The organism is Streptomyces sp. NPDC048182, assembly GCF_043202555.1.
In the GTDB taxonomy this organism is placed as follows: Bacteria; Actinomycetota; Actinomycetes; order Streptomycetales; family Streptomycetaceae; genus Streptomyces.
The window spans coordinates 90,195-108,268 of the sequence record NZ_JBIDAQ010000016.1; the positions used below are offsets into that span (position 1 = coordinate 90,195).

Consider the following 18,074-nt stretch of genomic DNA (forward strand, 5'->3'; position numbering starts at 1 on the left):
CCATGAGCAAGATCCTGATCCGCGGTGCGCAGGTGCTGGGCGGCGAGCCGCAGGACGTGCTGATCGACGGCGAGACCATCGCCCAGGTCGGCACCGGCCTGTCGGCGGACGGCGCCGAGGTCGTCGAGGCCGGCGGCAAGGTGCTCCTCCCCGGCCTGGTCGACCTGCACACCCACCTGCGCGAGCCCGGCCGCGAGGACTCCGAGACCGTGCTGACCGGCACCCGCGCCGCGGCGAGCGGCGGCTACACCACCGTCTTCGCCATGGCCAACACCTTCCCCGTCGCCGACACCGCCGGCGTGGTCGAGCAGGTCTGGCGGCTCGGCAAGGAGTCCGGCTACTGCGACGTGCTGCCCATCGGCGCCGTCACCGTCGGCCTGGAGGGCGCCAAGCTCGCCGAGCTGGGCGCCATGCACGAGTCGGCGGCCGGCGTCACCGTCTTCTCCGACGACGGCAAGTGCGTCCACGACGCGGTGATCATGCGCCGCGCCCTGGAGTACGTGAAGGCGTTCGGGGGCGTTGTCGCCCAGCACGCCCAGGAGCCCCGGCTGACCGAGGGCGCCCAGATGAACGAGGGCGTCGTCTCCGCCGAGCTGGGCCTGGGCGGCTGGCCGGCCGTCGCCGAGGAGTCGGTCATCGCGCGGGACGTGCTGCTCGCCGAGCACGTCGGCTCCCGCGTGCACATCTGCCACCTCTCCACCGCCGGCTCGGTGGAGATCGTGCGCTGGGCCAAGTCCCGCGGCATCCAGGTCACCGCCGAGGTCACCCCGCACCACCTGCTGCTCACCGACGAGCTGGTGCGCTCGTACAACCCGGTCTACAAGGTCAACCCGCCGCTGCGCACCGAACGCGACGTCATGGCGCTGCGCGAGGCGCTGGCCGACGGCACCATCGACATCGTCGCCACCGACCACGCCCCGCACCCGCACGAGGACAAGGACTGCGAGTGGGCCGCCGCCGCCATGGGCATGGTCGGCCTGGAGACCGCCCTGTCGGTGGTGCAGGAGACCATGGTGGCCACCGGCCTCCTGGACTGGGCCGGCGTCGCCGACCGCATGTCCTTCGCCCCGGCCCGCATCGGGCAGGCCGCCGGCCAGGGCCGTCCCGTCTCGGCAGGTGAGCCCGCCAACCTCACCCTGGTCGACGCGGCATACCGTGGCCAGGTGGACCCCGCGGGCTTCGCCTCGCGCAGCCGCAACACCCCCTACGAGGGGCGCGAGCTGCCGGGCCGTGTCACGCACACCTGGCTGCGGGGCAAGGCCACCCTCGTCGACGGGAAGCTCACGTGACCCCTGTGATCCTGCTGGCCGCCGAGCAGAAATCGGCGGACGTGACCGACTGGGCCGCCCGGGTCGGCTGGGTGGTCGGCCTCGGCCTCTTCGTCGCGCTCGTCTACTGGCTGATGCGCGAGGGCTGGAAGTGGCGCGGCACCCTCCAGGGCGACCTCCCGGAGCTGCCCGCGTCGCCGGAAGCCCCGGGCGAGGCCAGACTGACGATGAGCGGCCGCTACCACGGCTCCACCACCGCAGGGCAGTGGCTGGACCGCATCGTGGCCCGCGGCCTGGGCACCCGCAGCCGTGCCGAGCTGACGCTGACCGACGCGGGACTGGACGTCGTACGCCCCGGTGCGGACGACTTCTTCGTCCCCACCGCCGCACTGCGCGGCGCCCGGCTCGACAAGGGCATCGCCGGCAAGGTCCTCACCGAGGGCGGCCTGCTGGTGGTGACCTGGGCGCACGGCGACAAGCTGATCGACTCCGGCTTCCGCTCGGACCACGCGGCCGAGCACCGCGAGTGGGTCGACATCCTGAACGACATGATCGAGAAGACGGAAACGGAAGGCGCACGATGACGACCTCCACCAGGGGAGCCGCGAAGGCTCCCGCCGTACTCGTCCTGGAGGACGGCCGGATCTTCCGGGGCCGCGCCTACGGGGCCGTGGGGGCCACCTTCGGCGAAGCCGTGTTCTCCACCGGCATGACCGGCTACCAGGAGACCCTCACCGACCCCTCTTACCACCGCCAGGTCGTGGTGATGACCGCCCCGCACGTCGGGAACACCGGCGTCAACGACGAGGACATGGAGTCCCGCAAGATCTGGGTCTCCGGCTACGTCGTGCGCGACCCCGCGCGCGTGCCGTCCAACTGGCGCTCCACCCGCTCCCTCGACGAGGAGCTGGCTGCCCAGGGCGTCGTCGGGATCTCCGGCGTCGACACCCGCGCCCTCACCCGCCACCTGCGCGAGCGCGGCGCGATGCGCGTCGGCGTCTTCTCCGGCGACGCGCTCGCCGCCGACGAGGCGCTCCTCGCCAAGGTCCGCGAGGCCCCCGAGATGGCCGGCGCCGACCTCGCCGCCGAGGTCGCCACCACCGAGGCGTACGTCGTCCCGGCGGTCGGTGAGAAGAAGTACACCGTCGCCGCCGTCGACCTCGGCATCAAGGGCATGACCCCGCACCGGATGGCCGAGCGCGGCATCGAGGTGCACGTCCTGCCGGCCACCGCCACCGTCGAGGACGTCTACGCCGTCCAGCCCGACGGTGTGTTCTTCTCCAACGGCCCCGGCGACCCCGCCACCGCCGACCACCCGGTCTCCGTGATGCGCGGCGTCCTGGAGCGCGGCACCCCGCTGTTCGGCATCTGCTTCGGCAACCAGATCCTCGGCCGCGCCCTCGGCTTCGGCACCTTCAAGCTGAAGTACGGCCACCGGGGCATCAACCAGCCGGTGCAGGACCGTACGACCGGCAAGGTCGAGGTCACCGCGCACAACCACGGATTCGCCGTCGACGCCCCGCTCGACAAGGTCTCCGACACCCCCTACGGCCGCGCCGAGGTCTCCCACGTCTGCCTCAACGACAACGTGGTGGAGGGCCTCCAGCTGCTCGACCAGCCGGCCTTCAGCGTCCAGTACCACCCCGAAGCGGCGGCGGGTCCGCACGACGCCGCCTACCTGTTCGACCGCTTCGTCACCCTGATGGAGGGCCAGCGTGCCTAAGCGCACCGATATCCAGTCCGTCCTGGTCATCGGCTCCGGCCCGATCGTCATCGGGCAGGCCGCCGAGTTCGACTACTCCGGCACCCAGGCGTGCCGCGTGCTCAAGGCCGAGGGCCTGCGCGTGGTCCTGGTGAACTCCAACCCGGCCACGATCATGACCGACCCGGAGATCGCCGACGCCACCTACGTCGAGCCGATCACCCCCGAGTTCGTCGAGAAGATCATCGCCAAGGAGCGCCCCGACGCCCTGCTGCCCACCCTCGGCGGCCAGACCGCGCTCAACACCGCGATCTCCCTCGACAAGGCCGGTACCCTCGAGAAGTACGGCGTCGAGCTGATCGGCGCCAACGTCGAGGCGATCAACAAGGGCGAGGACCGCGACCTGTTCAAGGGCGTCGTGGAGGAGGTCCGCAAGAAGATCGGCCACGGCGAGTCGGCCCGCTCCTACATCTGCCACTCCATGGACGACGTCCTGCGCGGTGTCGAGGAGCTGGGCGGCTACCCGGTCGTCGTCCGCCCGTCCTTCACCATGGGCGGCGCCGGCTCCGGCTTCGCCCACGACGAGGAGGAGCTGCGCCGCATCGCCGGGCAGGGCCTCACCCTCTCGCCGACCACCGAGGTGCTCCTGGAGGAGTCCATCCTCGGCTGGAAGGAGTACGAGCTGGAGCTGATGCGCGACAAGCACGACAACGTCGTGGTCGTCTGCTCCATCGAGAACTTCGACCCGATGGGCGTGCACACCGGCGACTCGATCACCGTCGCGCCCTCGATGACGCTCACCGACCGCGAGTACCAGATCCTGCGGGACATCGGCATCGCCGTGATCCGCGAGGTCGGCGTGGACACCGGCGGCTGCAACATCCAGTTCGCGGTGAACCCGGAGGACGGCCGGGTCATCGTCATCGAGATGAACCCGCGCGTCTCGCGCTCCTCGGCGCTCGCCTCCAAGGCGACCGGCTTCCCGATCGCGAAGATCGCCGCCAAGCTGGCCGTCGGCTACACCCTGGACGAGATCCCCAACGACATCACGCAGGAGACCCCGGCCTCCTTCGAGCCCACGCTCGACTACGTGGTCGTCAAGGCGCCCCGCTTCGCGTTCGAGAAGTTCCCGTCCGCCGACTCCACCCTCACCACCACCATGAAGTCGGTCGGCGAGGCCATGGCCATCGGCCGCAACTTCACCGAGGCGTTCCAGAAGGCGCTGCGCTCGCTGGAGAAGAAGGGCAGCCAGTTCACCTTCGTCGGCGACCCCGGCGACAAGCAGGCCCTCCTGGAGGAGTCGGTCCGGCCCACCGACGGCCGGATCAACGCCGTCATGCAGGCCATCCGGGCCGGCGCCACACCCGAGGAGGTCTTCGCGTACACGAAGATCGACCCCTGGTTCACCGACCAGCTCTTCCTCATCAAGGAGATCGCCGACGAGCTGGCCGCCGCCCGCGAGCTGACCCCGGACCTGCTCGCCGAGGCCAAGCGGCACGGCTTCTCCGACCACCAGATCGCCGAGATCCGCGGCCTGCGCGAGGACGTCGTCCGCGAGGTCCGGCACGCGCTCGGCGTCCGCCCGGTCTACAAGACGGTCGACACCTGCGCCGCGGAGTTCGCCGCGAAGACCCCGTACTTCTACTCCTCCTACGACGAGGAGAACGAGGTCGCGCCCCGCGAGAAGCCCGCGGTGATCATCCTGGGCTCCGGCCCGAACCGCATCGGCCAGGGCATCGAGTTCGACTACTCCTGCGTCCACGCCTCCTTCGCGCTGAGCGACGCCGGGTACGAGACCGTGATGGTCAACTGCAACCCGGAGACCGTCTCCACCGACTACGACACCTCCGACCGGCTCTACTTCGAGCCGCTCACCCTGGAGGACGTCCTGGAGATCGTGCACGCCGAGGCGCAGGCCGGGCCCATCGCCGGCGTCATCGTGCAGCTCGGCGGCCAGACCCCGCTCGGCCTCGCCCAGGCGCTCAAGGACAACGGCGTGCCGGTCGTCGGCACCTCCCCGGAGGCCATCCACGCCGCCGAGGACCGCGGCGCCTTCGGCCGGGTCCTGAAGGAGGCGGGGCTGCCCGCTCCCAAGCACGGCACCGCCACCACCTTCGCCGAGGCCAAGGCCATCGCCGACGAGATCGGCTACCCGGTCCTGGTGCGGCCGTCCTATGTGCTCGGCGGGCGCGGCATGGAGATCGTCTACGACGAGACCCGCCTGGAGTCCTACATCGCGGAGTCCACCGAGATCAGCCCTTCCCGGCCGGTCCTGGTCGACCGCTTCCTCGATGACGCCATCGAGATCGACGTGGACGCCCTCTACGACGGCGAGGAGCTGTACCTCGGCGGCGTCATGGAGCACATCGAGGAGGCCGGCATCCACTCCGGCGACTCGGCGTGCGCCCTGCCGCCGATCACCCTGGGCGGCTTCGACATCAAGCGGCTGCGCGCCTCCACCGAGGGCATCGCCAAGGGCGTCGGCGTGCGCGGCCTGATCAACATCCAGTTCGCGCTGGCCGGCGACATCCTCTACGTCCTGGAGGCCAACCCGCGCGCCTCGCGGACCGTGCCCTTCACCTCCAAGGCGACCGCGGTGCCGCTGGCCAAGGCCGCCGCCCGCATCTCGCTCGGCGCCACCATCGCCGAGCTGCGCGCCGAGGGCCTGCTCCCGGCCAACGGCGACGGCGGCGAGCTGCCGCTGGACGCGCCGATCTCCGTCAAGGAGGCCGTCATGCCGTGGTCCCGCTTCCGGGACATCCACGGCCGCGGCGTCGACACCGTCCTCGGCCCGGAGATGCGCTCCACCGGCGAGGTCATGGGCATCGACTCGGTCTTCGGCACCGCCTACGCCAAGTCGCAGGCCGGCGCCTACGGGCCGCTGCCCACCAAGGGCCGGGCCTTCATCTCGGTCGCCAACCGGGACAAGCGCTCGATGATCTTCCCGGCCCGCGAGCTGGTCGCCCACGGCTTCGAGCTGCTCGCCACCTCCGGCACCGCCGAGGTGCTGCGCCGCAACGGCCTGAGCGCCACCGTGGTGCGCAAGCAGTCCGAGGGCACCGGACCGAACGGCGAGAAGACCATCGTCCAGCTCATCCACGACGGCGAGGTCGACCTCATCGTCAACACCCCGTACGGCACCGGGGGCCGCCTCGACGGCTACGAGATCCGCACGGCGGCCGTCTCGCGCTCCGTGCCCTGCCTGACCACCGTGCAGGCGCTCGCCGCGGCGGTCCAGGGCATCGACGCCCTCAACCACGGCGACGTGGGAGTGCGCTCGCTGCAAGAGCACGCGGCCTTCCTGACCGCGGCCCGCGACTAGCGGCAGACGAGGGGGACACCGGCTCACGGTGTCCCCCTCTTCATGAGCCCCTTCGGGCTCGACGCCCCTCCCGAGCTTCGCCGAGGACACCGAGAGAGATGTACGAACTCTTCTTCCGCCAGGTCTTCCGCCGCCTCGACCCCGAGCGCGCCCACCACCTCGCCTTCCGCTGGATCCGGCTCTTCGCCCGTGTCCCCGTCCTGCGCACCTTCGCCGCCGCCGCCCTCGCGCCCCGCCACAAGGAACTGCGCACCGAGGCGCTCGGGCTGCGCATGCACGGCCCCTTCGGCCTCGCCGCAGGCTTCGACAAGAACGCCGTCGCCATCGACGGCCTGTCCATGCTCGGCTTCGACCACGTCGAGATCGGCACCGTGACCGGCGAGCCGCAGCCCGGGAATCCCAAGAAGCGGCTGTTCCGCCTGGTCGCGGACCGCGCGCTGATCAACCGCATGGGCTTCAACAACGATGGCTCGCTCGCCGTCGCGGCCCGCCTGGCCTCCCGCACGCCGGTCTTCCGCACGGTCGTCGGCGTCAACATCGGCAAGACCAAGGTCGTCCCCGAGGACGAGGCCGTCGCCGACTACGTGAAGTCCGCCGAGCGCCTCGCCCCGCACGCCGACTACCTGGTCGTCAACGTCTCCTCCCCGAACACCCCGGGCCTCAGGAACCTCCAGGCCACCGAGGCGCTGCGCCCGCTGCTCGGCGCGGTGCGCGAGGCCGCAGACCGGGCCGTGCCGGGGCGCCCGGTACCGCTCCTCGTCAAGATCGCGCCCGACCTCGCCGACGAGGACGTGGACGCGGTCGCCGACCTCGCCGTGGAGCTGGGCCTGGACGGCATCATCGCCACCAACACCACCATCGCCCGCGAGGAACTGGGGCTGCGCTCCGAGCCGGCCCTGGTCCAGGAGACCGGCGGCCTCTCCGGCGCCCCGCTCAAGGCGCGCTCCCTGGAGGTGCTGCGCCGCCTCTACGCGCGCGTGGGCGACCGGATCACCCTGGTCGGCGTCGGCGGCGTCACCACCGCCGAGGACGCCTGGCAGCGCATCCTGGCCGGCGCCACGCTGGTCCAGGGCTACAGCGCCTTCATCTATGAGGGACCCTTCTGGGCCCGCGCCGTGCACAAGGGCCTCGCGGCCCGGCTGCGGCAGAGCCCGTACGCCACCCTCGCCGACGCGGTGGGCGCCGATGTGAGGAAGCGCTCCGACGTGACGAAGCACTCCGACGTGAGGAAGAACGCATGACCGAGCCCTTCGGCGCCCGACTGCGCCGAGCGATGGACGAGCGCGGCCCGCTCTGCGTCGGCATCGACCCGCACGCCTCGCTGCTCGCCGAGTGGGGCCTGGACGACACCGTGGCCGGCCTGGAGCGGTTCAGCCGCACCGTGGTCGAGGCGGTCGCGGACCGGGTCGCCGTGCTCAAGCCGCAGAGCGCCTTCTTCGAGCGCTTCGGCTCGCGCGGGGTGGCCGTCCTGGAGACGTCGGTCGCGGATGCACGGGCCGCCGGGGCGCTGGTCGTCATGGACGCCAAGCGCGGCGACGTCGGCTCCACCATGGCCGCCTACGCCGAGTCCTTCCTGCACAAGGACGCCCCGCTGTTCTCCGACGCGCTCACCGTCTCGCCCTACCTCGGCTACGGCTCCCTGAAGCCCGCCGTCGAGCTGGCCCGGGAGCACGGCTCCGGCCTGTTCGTCCTCGCGCTCACCTCGAACCCCGAGGGCGGCGAGGTCCAGCACGCCGTCCGGACGGACGGGCGGAACGTGGCGGCGACGATGCTCGCGCACCTGGCCGCCGAGAACGCGGGAGAGGAGCCGCTGGGCTCGTTCGGCGCGGTGGTCGGCGCGACGCTCGGCGACCTCTCCTCCTACGACCTGGACGTGAACGGCCCCCTGCTGGCCCCCGGAATCGGCGCCCAGGGCGCCACCCCCGCGGATCTCCCGCGCGTCTTCGGCGCCGCGGTGCGCAACGTGGTGCCGAACGCCAGCCGGGGCGTGCTGCGCCACGGACCGGACGTGACGGCCCTGCGTACGGCCGCGGAACGCCTCGCCGAGGAGATCGGAACGGCCGTCGCGGGGGCCTAGAGTCTGGCTCGATCCGGATTTCCGAGGCAGTATGTCCTAAATGCCCGGCCTCCTGGAGGCTGACCAGGACTTTTCCGCTGTTCTCGCTGACTCTGGCGGACTTGACCGCTAGTCTCCGTCGAGAGCCCGTGGGTGAGTGTGTTGCTCGCGGCTCACCTGGTGTGGGGCGACCAGCTTCCTCACCGGTCCGTATCCGACAGTTCGACATCCGAGGTGACGTAGGCGTGGCTCTTCCGCCCCTTACCCCTGAACAGCGCGCAGCCGCGCTCGAAAAGGCCGCCGCGGCTCGCCGGGAGCGGGCCGAGGTCAAGAATCGACTCAAGCACTCCGGCGCCTCCCTCCACGAGGTCATCAAGCAGGGCCAGGAGAACGAGGTCATCGGCAAGATGAAGGTCTCGGCCCTCCTGGAGTCCCTGCCGGGCGTGGGCAAGGTCCGCGCCAAGCAGATCATGGAGCGGCTGGGAATCTCCGAGAGCCGCCGGGTCCGCGGCCTCGGGTCCAACCAGATCGCCTCCCTGGAGCGCGAGTTCGGCAGCACCGGCAGCTGAGTCAGGACCACTGCGGTATTGCTGGAATAATCGCTGCATGGCTGCAACACCCCGGGGGACGACCCCCGCGCCCCCGGACGCTCGTCCGCGGCTGACCGTGCTCTCCGGCCCCTCCGGGGTCGGCAAGAGCACGGTCGTCGCTCATATGCGCAAGGAACACCCCGAGCTCTGGCTGTCGGTGTCCGCGACCACCCGCGCCCCGCGCCCCGGTGAGCGGCACGGCGTCCACTACTTCTTCGTCTCCGACGAGGAGATGGACAAGCTGATCGCCAACGGCGAGCTGCTCGAGTGGGCCGAGTTCGCCGGCAACCGCTACGGCACGCCACGCGCGGCCGTGCTCGAGCGCCTGGAGGCCGGCGCGCCGGTCCTCCTGGAGATCGACCTCCAGGGCGCCCGCCAGGTGCGGGAGTCCATGCCGGAGGCGCGGCTGGTCTTCCTGGCCCCGCCCTCCTGGGAGGAGCTGGTGCGCCGGCTCACCGGCCGCGGCACCGAACCGCCGGAGGTCATCGAACGCCGGCTCACCACGGCCAGGGTGGAACTGGCCGCCGAGTCGGAGTTCGACGAGACCCTGGTCAACACCTCCGTCGAGGACGTGGCGCGCGAGCTGCTAGCCTTGACGGACGTCGTGTGATCGTCACCCGTGATCGTGTGATCGGTGTGATCCGCACGATCGAATCTTTCCCATCCATCGGAAGGTAGAGCGTGTCCTCTTCCATCTCCGCGCCCGAGGGCATCATCAACCCGCCGATCGACGAGCTGCTCGAGGCCACGGACTCGAAGTACAGCCTCGTGATCTACGCGGCCAAGCGGGCCCGCCAGATCAACGCGTACTACTCGCAGCTCGGTGAGGGCCTGCTGGAGTACGTCGGCCCCCTCGTCGACACCCACGTCCACGAGAAGCCGCTCTCGATCGCCCTGCGTGAGATCAACGCCGGTCTGCTGACCTCCGAGGCCATCGAGGGCCCGGCGCAGTAGTACCGTCAGTTCGTCAGCTTCATCGCGAGTTTTCCACAGGCCCGGCGGCGCGTCCGCCGGGCCTGTGGTGTGTGATGGGGACGGAAAGACGCAGGAAGTCCGAGGTCCGGGGAGAGACGGTGCACAAGCCCAAGGTCGTTCTGGGGGTCAGCGGCGGCATCGCCGCCTACAAGGCCTGCGAGCTGCTGCGCAGACTCACCGAGTCGGGGCACGACGTCCAGGTCGTCCCCACCGCCTCCGCGCTGCGCTTCGTCGGCGCCCCCACCTGGTCGGCGCTGTCCAGCAACCCCGTCTCCACCGAGGTGTGGGACGACGTGCACGAGGTGCCGCACGTCCGCATCGGCCAGCACGCCGACCTGGTCGTGGTCGCCCCGGCCACCGCCGACCTGCTGGCCAAGGCGGCCCACGGCCTCGCCGACGACCTGCTCACCAACACCCTGCTCACGGCCCGCTGCCCGGTCGTCCTGGCCCCCGCCATGCACACCGAGATGTGGGAGCACCCCGCCACCCGGGAGAACGTGGCGACGCTGCGCCGCCGCGGCACCCGCGTCGTCGAGCCGGCCGTCGGCCGCCTCACCGGCGCCGACAGCGGCAAGGGGCGGCTGCCCGACCCCGGCGAGATCTTCGAGGTCTGCCGCCGCGTCCTCGCCCGGGGCGCCGCGGAGCCCGACCTGGCCGGCCGGCACGTCGTGGTCAGCGCCGGCGGCACCCGGGAGCCCCTCGACCCGGTCCGCTTCCTCGGCAACCGCTCCTCGGGCAAGCAGGGCTACGCCCTCGCCCGCACCGCCGCGGCCCGCGGCGCCCGCGTCACGCTGGTCGCGGCCAACGCCGCGCTGCCGGACCCGGCCGGAGTGGACGTGGTCGCGGTGGGCACCGCCGAGGAGCTGCGCACGGCCGTGCTGAGCGCCGCGGCGGACGCCGACGCGGTGGTCATGGCCGCCGCGGTCGCCGACTTCCGCCCGGCCGCGTACGCCGCCGGCAAGATCAAGAAGAAGGACGACCAGGAGCCGGCGCCCATCGCCCTGGTGCGCAACCCGGACATCCTCGCCGAGGTCTCCGCCGACCGGCCCAGGCCCGGGCAGGTGGTCGTCGGCTTCGCCGCCGAGACGGACGACGTGCTGGCCAACGGCCGGGCGAAGCTCAAGCGCAAGGGCTGCGACCTGCTGGTGGTCAACGAGGTGGGGGAGCGCAAGACCTTCGGCGCGGAGGAGAACGAGGCGGTGGTGCTCGGCGCCGACGGCACCGACACGCCGGTGGCGCACGGGCCCAAGGAGGCGCTGGCCGACATCGTCTGGGACCTCGTGGTCCGGAGGCTGGGCTGAATGACCGATTCCCCGCGCGGTGCCGGTGAACGCCGTGTGTCCTGGCGTGGCGGCTCTGGTCAAGAGCGGGCGCCATTGGGCACAATGCGCGTGCCGCAGGTCACAGCCCTTCCGAGAGGCGAGACGGGTGGGCCCGTGGTGCGATGCGACCGATAAACTGTTCGCGGACGTCTCCGGGTGCAGCTCCCCGTGCCGTCCACCAATGATCAGCCAGCAGCCGCTGCAACCCCAGGGAGCGTTGTGTCCCGTCGCCTGTTCACCTCGGAGTCGGTGACCGAAGGTCACCCCGACAAGATCGCTGACCAGATCAGCGACACGATTCTCGACGCGCTTCTGCGCGAGGACCCGACGTCCCGGGTCGCCGTCGAAACCCTGATCACGACCGGCCTCGTGCATGTGGCCGGCGAGGTCACCACCAAGGCCTACGCGGACATCGCCACGCTGGTCCGCGGCAAGATCCTGGAGATCGGCTACGACTCCTCGAAGAAGGGCTTCGACGGCGCCTCCTGCGGCGTCTCCGTGTCCATCGGCGCGCAGTCCCCGGACATCGCGCAGGGCGTCGACACGGCGTACGAGAACCGCGTCGAGGGCGACGAGGACGAGCTGGACCGGCAGGGCGCCGGCGACCAGGGCCTGATGTTCGGCTACGCCTCCGACGAGACGCCGACGCTGATGCCGCTGCCGATCTTCCTGGCGCACCGGCTGTCCAACCGCCTCTCGGAGGTCCGCAAGAACGGGACCATCCCCTACCTGCGCCCCGACGGCAAGACCCAGGTCACCATCGAGTACGACGGCGACAAGGCGGTCCGCCTGGACACCGTCGTCGTCTCCTCCCAGCACGCCAGCGACATCGACCTGGAGTCGCTGCTCGCCCCCGACATCCGCGAGTTCGTCGTGGAGCCGGAGCTGAAGGCGCTGCTCGACGACGGCATCAAGCTCGACACCGAGAACTACCGCCTCCTGGTCAACCCGACCGGCCGCTTCGAGATCGGCGGCCCGATGGGCGACGCCGGCCTCACCGGCCGCAAGATCATCATCGACACCTACGGCGGCATGGCCCGCCACGGCGGCGGCGCCTTCTCCGGCAAGGACCCGTCCAAGGTCGACCGCTCCGCCGCCTACGCGATGCGCTGGGTCGCGAAGAACGTCGTCGCCGCGGGCCTCGCCTCCCGCTGCGAGGTCCAGGTGGCCTACGCCATCGGCAAGGCCGAGCCGGTCGGCCTCTTCGTGGAGACCTTCGGCACGGCGACCGTCGACCCGGAGAAGATCGAGAAGGCCATCGACGAGGTCTTCGACCTCCGCCCGGCCGCCATCATCCGCGACCTCGACCTGCTCCGCCCGATCTACGCCCAGACCGCGGCGTACGGCCACTTCGGCCGCGAACTCCCCGACTTCACGTGGGAGCGCACGGACCGCGTGGACGCCCTGCGCGAGGCGACGGGCCTGTAACCCACACCGCACCGAGGCCCGGTGTCCCCTGTCCGGGGGCGCCGGGCCTCGGCGTGCCTAGGGGGACGGTTCAGCGGCGTCGGGAGGCTGGGGGCCCGCGCGGTCCTCGCTGTCGTCCACGGGCGGCTCAGCCGTCGCGCTGCTCTTCATCAGAGTTTCCTCGGCATGCGTCTTGCCGTGCGCCCTCGCCACGTCGGCGAGCCGGGTGGCGAACAGGTCCCGGTCGGGATCGTCGGGCGCGACGCCGAACCAGGACAACAACGTGTCCGTCGCGAAGAGCGGTTCGAAAGCAGGGCCGTCCTGCCCGGCATCCGGGCCCTCCGACCCCGTTCCGGTCTCGTGGCCTTCGCCACTTCCGGACACCGGGCTGTCCTGCGGATATGCCAGGTGCTCGAAGAGTGGCGCCACCGGTTCGTTCCGCGCCGCTGCCGACAACTGCGCGAGCATGCCGATGCGCTCGACCGCGCCCTCGATCTCCTCGTCGTTGCGTGAGAGCCACCAGACGACCGCACTGCCCGTGTCCTTGAGGACGTCGTCGCCCAGGTATGCCCGCTTGTTCCGTTCGTAATGGCGCTCGTGCTCCCAGACGTCCTCGTCCTTGCGTACGTTCGACAGGCGGGAGAGCCGCTCCCGGTCCTGCTGGGGGAGGCCGAGTTCGACGCTGTGCGCCATAGCCGTCACCCGCCCCGTGTCATCCGCGTACATCGTCGCCAGGGCACCGTCGAGCTGGTGCTGGGCCAGGCTGCTGCGATGAGGCGGCTGGAGCGCGGTGACGACACGGGCCCGCTCCAGTACGGCGTCGACCGCGAGCCCCGCCGGATTGATCACCGGCGCGTCGTCGGGCATGTCTAGCACCTGCCACTGCACGGTGGCGGAGAACGAGAAGTCGTAGTCCGGCACGCAGCTCGGCAGTGCCACATGCGTGATCCGGTACTCCTGGCGCTGCGCCTGCGGCAGCGGCAGATCGGGATGTGCGAGCAGCTCGGGGACACGCGCCGGGTGCCTGGGGATGAGCAGCTTGCCGACCGCCACCGCCGCGAGCAGCAGCACCCCGCCCGCGGCAGGCCAGGCCCATCCGGGCCAGCTCATGGCCAGCCCGAGTATGACGAGTACGAGGCCGAGGAGGAGGGCGACGAAGAAGGTCATGGCCCTGTGGCCGGAACTCATGAGTAGCTCCTGTCGAGATCAAGGGTGCCGGAGAGCGGAGTCAACCCGTCCGGTCGTAGTCCTCGAGACCCTGAGCGGCGTTGATCGTCCGCAAGAGCCTGGACACCATGTCGGTCCTGTCAGCATCCGGCCGGAGGCCGAGCCAGTCGCGGGTCACTCGATACAGCCGGCCGAGTAGGCGAGGGTCCCTGGCACAGGCCGTCACCAGCACATCCGCGACCAGGTCCCGGCCCCGGCCGGTGCGGCCGGCGTCGAGCCAGAGGCCTACGAGCGTCGTCCAGTCGGCCCGGCCGCGGAGCACGCCCGCCCAGCAGGCGGCCAGCGAGGCGCGTACGCTGTGGCGGCCGAGGAGACGACCGGGGTCGGCAAGCTCAACGAAAAGGCCGAGGTCAGCGGCCGACAATCGGTATGTGATACCGGTCTCGAGCCGCTTCAGCATCAGCTGGTACAGCCGGTCGTCGCAGGCCGTCAGCCTGAGCACCGCTTGCCGGGCCGCCGACCGCACACCGTCGTCGCGACCGCGAGCCAGGTGATGCAGACGGACGAGAGCCTGATCGGGATGTGAACCGGCCATGGTCTGCTCACACACCATGACCAGCACTCTGCTGCAGTGCACACTGGTGTCCGCGGACGTCGCCCAGTCGTAGACGCGCTGCCGGAAGAAGCGGCCGTGGTGCTCGTTGTCGAGCCCCAGCGCGAGGACGCGGGCGGCCTCGGGAATGAGACGCGCCGGGGCCCCCGACGACGTCCAGCGTTCCACCACCCAGGCGAGGTCCTCGGGGTGCGCCACGCGCAACGTCTGCTGGACGAAATGGCCGACGGCGACGCGCCTGACCTCTGGATCCAGCGCAGGGTCGGCCGCCTGCCGCATGAGCCAGTCACGCAGCTGTCGCCGGATGTCCGGGAGAAACGTCCAGAAGTGCTGTCGCACGGCACGGCCGTAACCGGCGATGGTGAAGCGGACCCGGCCGTCCGGGTCACCTGCGGCTTGCACGGCCGCAAGCTCCGCCGCCAGGTCCGCCTGGTCCAGGCGAGGGGTGGGGTCGGGCGGATGGCTGAGCAGTTCCAGCAGCGCGTTCGCCGCTTGGAGGACCATGTCCGGAGTGGCCCCGTGGAACATGGCGACGGCCAGTTGTAGCGCTCGATGGCGTCCGCTGTGTGCTGCGGCGAAGTCGGCGGCCACTCGTCCGCTCTGGTCGTGCTGATCTTCGAGCGACCGCCTGAGCCAGTCCGCAAGCCCGCGGTCGGCCGACGACGTGTCCCTGAACCGCCTGATGCGGTCGGCCAGCGCCGCCACGTCCCGCAGGGGCGCCCGCGTCAGGAAGCCGGCGAGTTCCGTGCCGCCGAGTGCCGCCTCGTCGGGCTGGATGCCCGCACACTTGAGGTGCACGGCCAGGACCCGTCCGGCACCCGGGCGCCCCAGCTCTGTCGTGAGGTGCCGCAACTCCTCGCGAAGGAGGTAGTTGAGGTGATGCGGCCCGATCACCACGAGATGGGCGTCTCTGGCGACCACGGCGCTCCTGAAGTCCGACAGGGCGTTCTGCACCGCCAGATACCTGGCCTCGTCCGTCTCGGAGAGATCGAGCAGCAACCGGTCGTCCCGGCCGATGTACCGGGCGTCGAGCGCCGGTCCGGTGTCGTCGTCCGAGGTGTCCGGCAACTCGTGGAGAGTGCCCTCGCCGGCAGGCAGCTCGTGCAGCAGCATCAGAGCCGCCGCCCGACGCCCGCTGCCCGAAAGGCCGTCGACCAGAACCGTGCGTTCGACGTGCAGGCGCGCCCGGGCGCGCTGGAGGCCCGGTGGGGGCACGAAGCGTTCGGCAAGATGTCGCCGGTCCTGCTCGGCGATCGAGCGAGGGCGCTTTCGCGCCTCGCTCCGGAGCCAGTGCGCGGCTTTCTCGAAGTAGAAGTTGTACTGGTTGCCGTCACCGCTGTGGACGGACCCGTAGGCCTCTCCCACGAAGGAGCCGATGGTCTCCGTCACCGGTTCTCGCCTCCGCGTGGGGCACGGGTCCCGAACCCCTGTCGGATCCCTCCATGGTTGTCGCCCGCCACATAGTTGGTTCCGTCTCCCTCTATGCGCGGGCCGCTGTGGATGTCGCCGCGGCCGGAGTGGAAGGGGGCGTGTGCCTCCTGCACGTACGTTCCCACCGAGCCGCCGACGCTTCCGATACCGCCGCTTTGGTACTGGGTGTGAGTACGCGGGTCCTGCCGGGCGTCCTCGGCGCCTGCTCGCGGAGGAGTACGGTCCAGGGCCGCGAGCGCGGGGACCCGGCGTGCGAGGCTGTCCGCCAGCCGCCTCAGATCCGCCTCCAGGGTGTCCAGCCCCACGCGGAGGTACTGGCACTCCGCCAGTTCGGCGAGCGTCCGCGGCAGACGGCGTGCATCCAACTGCTCCACCTTCCGGCTCACGAAGAGTGGGACGACCAGTGCGCCCGACTTCAGGGCCTCTTCGATCTCGCGGCGCACCCAGTCGTCGGGGTTGTCCAGGGCCCGTCTCCCGGGACGCCGCCGATCCGGGGCGTCCAGCCACTTGTCGTCGATCAGGGCCAACAGCACCCGGCACCCGCGTGCTCCGCGAATCAGGGCGTCGGCGAAGTCGGCCCCCACATCGATCGACCTCCGCGCGAGGAAGACACTGCCCTCACCGAATCGGTCCTCGAGCATTCCGTGGCACATGTGGGCGAGGGGCTTCCCGCCCTCGGTCCGGTAGTTGACGAAGATCTCGTGCATGTACGGATCCCTTCTCGATGCGACGCGTTGTGCCGCACTAGGAACGGCGTGTGCGAGCGGCAGTGGCCGTCAGCTCCGGCAGCAGCTCCCGCACGGCCGAGGACCGGCTGCGCCTGCCGAGGACGCGGGAGAGGCGCCGTACGTCCGCCGAGACCGTCGCGGAGGAGATGAGACGCAGCGAGGGGAGGAACTCCGCGATGAGCCGGCATGCCTGGTCGATGTCACCGGCCGTGGCGTGTGCCAGTGCCCCACGGACCCCGTAGCGCGTCCGGGTCCGCAGGGCGTGCCCGGGGACCCGGGCCAGTTCCTTGTCGAGGATCGCGGCGGCCTGCCGGGGCCGTCCCAGGTCGAACAGGCACCAGCCGGTGAACATCGAGACGACGTCCGGCAGGTGGGAGGCGCCGAGCACGGGCTGCGAGGGATCCGCTCCGTCCCTCTCCAGCAGCTCTCTTGCCCGGTCGAGGCTCCGCAGACAGCCTGCATGATCGCCCGCCACCGCCCTGCCCTGGGCCAGGTGCTGGGCGGCGAGGCCACGTATCCGATCCGGTGCGGTGCTCCGCAGAGCGAGTGTGGCCAGTTCCATGGATTCCGCGATGTCTCCGCGGTAGAGGCTCACGAGGGACCGTCGCACCTGGGCGTAGACCGCGAGCCCGCTGTCCGTGCCCGCCGTCGCGAGACGGACCGCGCGATCCGTCCACCACAGGGCGGCCGCGTCATCTCCCGTTTCCTGTGCCATCCAGCCCGTGTATTCGGCATAGCGAGAGGCCAGCACCAGCAGTGCCGTACGGGTCCGGGGGCCGCTGCTCACCGCCAACTGCTCGAGGCTGTGCGTCTGGGCTATCAGCGGCGGCAGGACATAGGAGGGCCCCGAGGCCTGTCCCAGTCTGCGGAGTTGTTCGAAAATCGATCGTGAGGCGTCGACCAGGGTCGCCGCACCTTCGAGAACCGGGCCGGGCACCAATGGGGTGCCGATCTGCAGGCTCAGTGCCGTCGCCGCACCGGCCGCGATGAGGTCACGACGTGTGACGGGCTCGAACGAGCTCGAACCGTCCTTGCGGAGTTGCATCAGCCACACCTCTTCGTCGTTGCCGGGAACGGGTAAGCACGGTCGTCCGTGCGGAAGAGCGACCAAGCTGGACAGTTCACCTCCGGCGCCCAGCTCCGCGTCGCACAGTCGTGCCAGTTCGAGAGTGGGACGCTTGAGTCCCCGCTCCACCTTGCTCAAGTGGCCCTTGCTGTAATGCACCCGCTGCCCCAGTTGCAGCAGGGAGAGCCGGGCCACGAGGCGCCGTCTGCGCAGCTCGCGCCCGAAGTCGTACGACTGCTCCAGCACATCGACCTCCGTTGCTCTCCAGCCGGCAGCCGGAGCGCGACGCGGACTCAGCGTGCGCCGGACGGCGTGAGCCGGACAAGGCGAAACGGGCGTTTCCCGTTTCCACATCCGCGAGGGAAACCGAACGATGCCCCCCGCGTCGAGAAGGCAGTTCCGGCCATCGAACGGCTGTCGCTGCGCG

General features: G+C 70.9%; 15 protein-coding genes. 11 read left to right on the forward strand and 4 right to left on the reverse strand.

Translation table 11 applies throughout. From position 1 onward, the window contains the following. Positions 1-2: 2 nt before the first annotated feature. From ACGFZL_RS27015 to metK, 11 genes are all read left to right on the forward strand, one after another. Positions 3-1,289, forward strand: a complete 1,287-nt coding sequence (locus ACGFZL_RS27015) for a dihydroorotase (RefSeq protein WP_393695519.1) — start codon at positions 3-5, stop codon at positions 1,287-1,289. Continuing rightward, the gene (locus ACGFZL_RS27020) at positions 1,286-1,852 is read left to right on the forward strand and encodes a hypothetical protein (RefSeq protein ID WP_393695521.1); all 567 of its coding nucleotides are present in this window, start codon (positions 1,286-1,288) and stop codon (positions 1,850-1,852) included. Before ACGFZL_RS27015 ends, ACGFZL_RS27020 begins: the two co-directional genes overlap by 4 nt. Continuing rightward, a complete protein-coding gene (gene carA, locus ACGFZL_RS27025) occupies positions 1,849-2,991 on the forward strand; it encodes a glutamine-hydrolyzing carbamoyl-phosphate synthase small subunit (protein ID WP_355173002.1) in 1,143 nt (380 codons plus the stop codon). Before ACGFZL_RS27020 ends, carA begins: the two co-directional genes overlap by 4 nt. Then, the gene (gene carB, locus ACGFZL_RS27030) at positions 2,984-6,292 is read left to right on the forward strand and encodes a carbamoyl-phosphate synthase large subunit (RefSeq protein WP_355173004.1); all 3,309 of its coding nucleotides are present in this window, start codon (positions 2,984-2,986) and stop codon (positions 6,290-6,292) included. Before carA ends, carB begins: the two co-directional genes overlap by 8 nt. 98 nt (positions 6,293-6,390) lie before the next feature. Beyond that, positions 6,391-7,533 (forward strand): quinone-dependent dihydroorotate dehydrogenase, encoded by a 1,143-nt coding sequence (locus tag ACGFZL_RS27035; RefSeq protein WP_393695524.1) that lies wholly within the window; start codon positions 6,391-6,393, stop codon positions 7,531-7,533. Further along, positions 7,530-8,369, forward strand: coding sequence for an orotidine-5'-phosphate decarboxylase (pyrF, locus tag ACGFZL_RS27040; RefSeq protein ID WP_393695526.1), 840 nt, complete (start codon positions 7,530-7,532; stop codon positions 8,367-8,369). Before ACGFZL_RS27035 ends, pyrF begins: the two co-directional genes overlap by 4 nt. A gap of 224 nt (positions 8,370-8,593) precedes the next feature. Further along, complete coding sequence (locus ACGFZL_RS27045; RefSeq protein ID WP_030810589.1) at positions 8,594-8,917, forward strand: integration host factor; 324 nt, start codon at positions 8,594-8,596, stop codon at positions 8,915-8,917. Positions 8,918-8,954: 37 nt separating this feature from the next. Continuing rightward, positions 8,955-9,548, forward strand: coding sequence for a guanylate kinase (gmk, locus tag ACGFZL_RS27050; protein ID WP_355173010.1), 594 nt, complete (start codon positions 8,955-8,957; stop codon positions 9,546-9,548). Between the two features lie 71 nt (positions 9,549-9,619). Then, positions 9,620-9,892: a DNA-directed RNA polymerase subunit omega gene (rpoZ, locus tag ACGFZL_RS27055; protein WP_003977348.1), complete on the forward strand. Its 273-nt coding sequence runs from the start codon at positions 9,620-9,622 to the stop codon at positions 9,890-9,892. A 119-nt stretch (positions 9,893-10,011) separates the two neighbouring features. Next, the gene (gene coaBC / locus ACGFZL_RS27060; RefSeq protein WP_393695528.1) at positions 10,012-11,214 is read left to right on the forward strand and encodes a bifunctional phosphopantothenoylcysteine decarboxylase/phosphopantothenate--cysteine ligase CoaBC; all 1,203 of its coding nucleotides are present in this window, start codon (positions 10,012-10,014) and stop codon (positions 11,212-11,214) included. Between the two features lie 240 nt (positions 11,215-11,454). Beyond that, positions 11,455-12,663: a methionine adenosyltransferase gene (gene metK / locus ACGFZL_RS27065; protein WP_355173014.1), complete on the forward strand. Its 1,209-nt coding sequence runs from the start codon at positions 11,455-11,457 to the stop codon at positions 12,661-12,663. 57 nt (positions 12,664-12,720) lie between these two features. Here metK and ACGFZL_RS27070 read toward each other — a convergent pair whose 3' ends face one another. From ACGFZL_RS27070 to ACGFZL_RS27085, 4 genes are read right to left on the reverse strand one after another with little or no spacing between them, the layout of a single operon-like run. Next, positions 12,721-13,830 carry a hypothetical protein gene (locus tag ACGFZL_RS27070; protein ID WP_393695530.1) on the reverse strand — a complete coding sequence of 370 codons (1,110 nt, stop codon included), beginning with the start codon at positions 13,828-13,830 and terminating at the stop codon, positions 12,721-12,723. Positions 13,831-13,870: 40 nt separating this feature from the next. Continuing rightward, the gene (locus ACGFZL_RS27075) at positions 13,871-15,811 is read right to left on the reverse strand and encodes an ABC transporter substrate-binding protein (protein WP_393695532.1); all 1,941 of its coding nucleotides are present in this window, start codon (positions 15,809-15,811) and stop codon (positions 13,871-13,873) included. Further along, the gene (locus ACGFZL_RS27080; protein ID WP_393695534.1) at positions 15,808-16,560 is read right to left on the reverse strand and encodes a TIR domain-containing protein; all 753 of its coding nucleotides are present in this window, start codon (positions 16,558-16,560) and stop codon (positions 15,808-15,810) included. The genes ACGFZL_RS27075 and ACGFZL_RS27080 overlap by 4 nt, the downstream gene beginning before the upstream one ends. A gap of 37 nt (positions 16,561-16,597) precedes the next feature. Next, the gene (locus ACGFZL_RS27085) at positions 16,598-17,893 is read right to left on the reverse strand and encodes a helix-turn-helix domain-containing protein (protein WP_393695536.1); all 1,296 of its coding nucleotides are present in this window, start codon (positions 17,891-17,893) and stop codon (positions 16,598-16,600) included. Positions 17,894-18,074 lie beyond the last annotated feature (181 nt).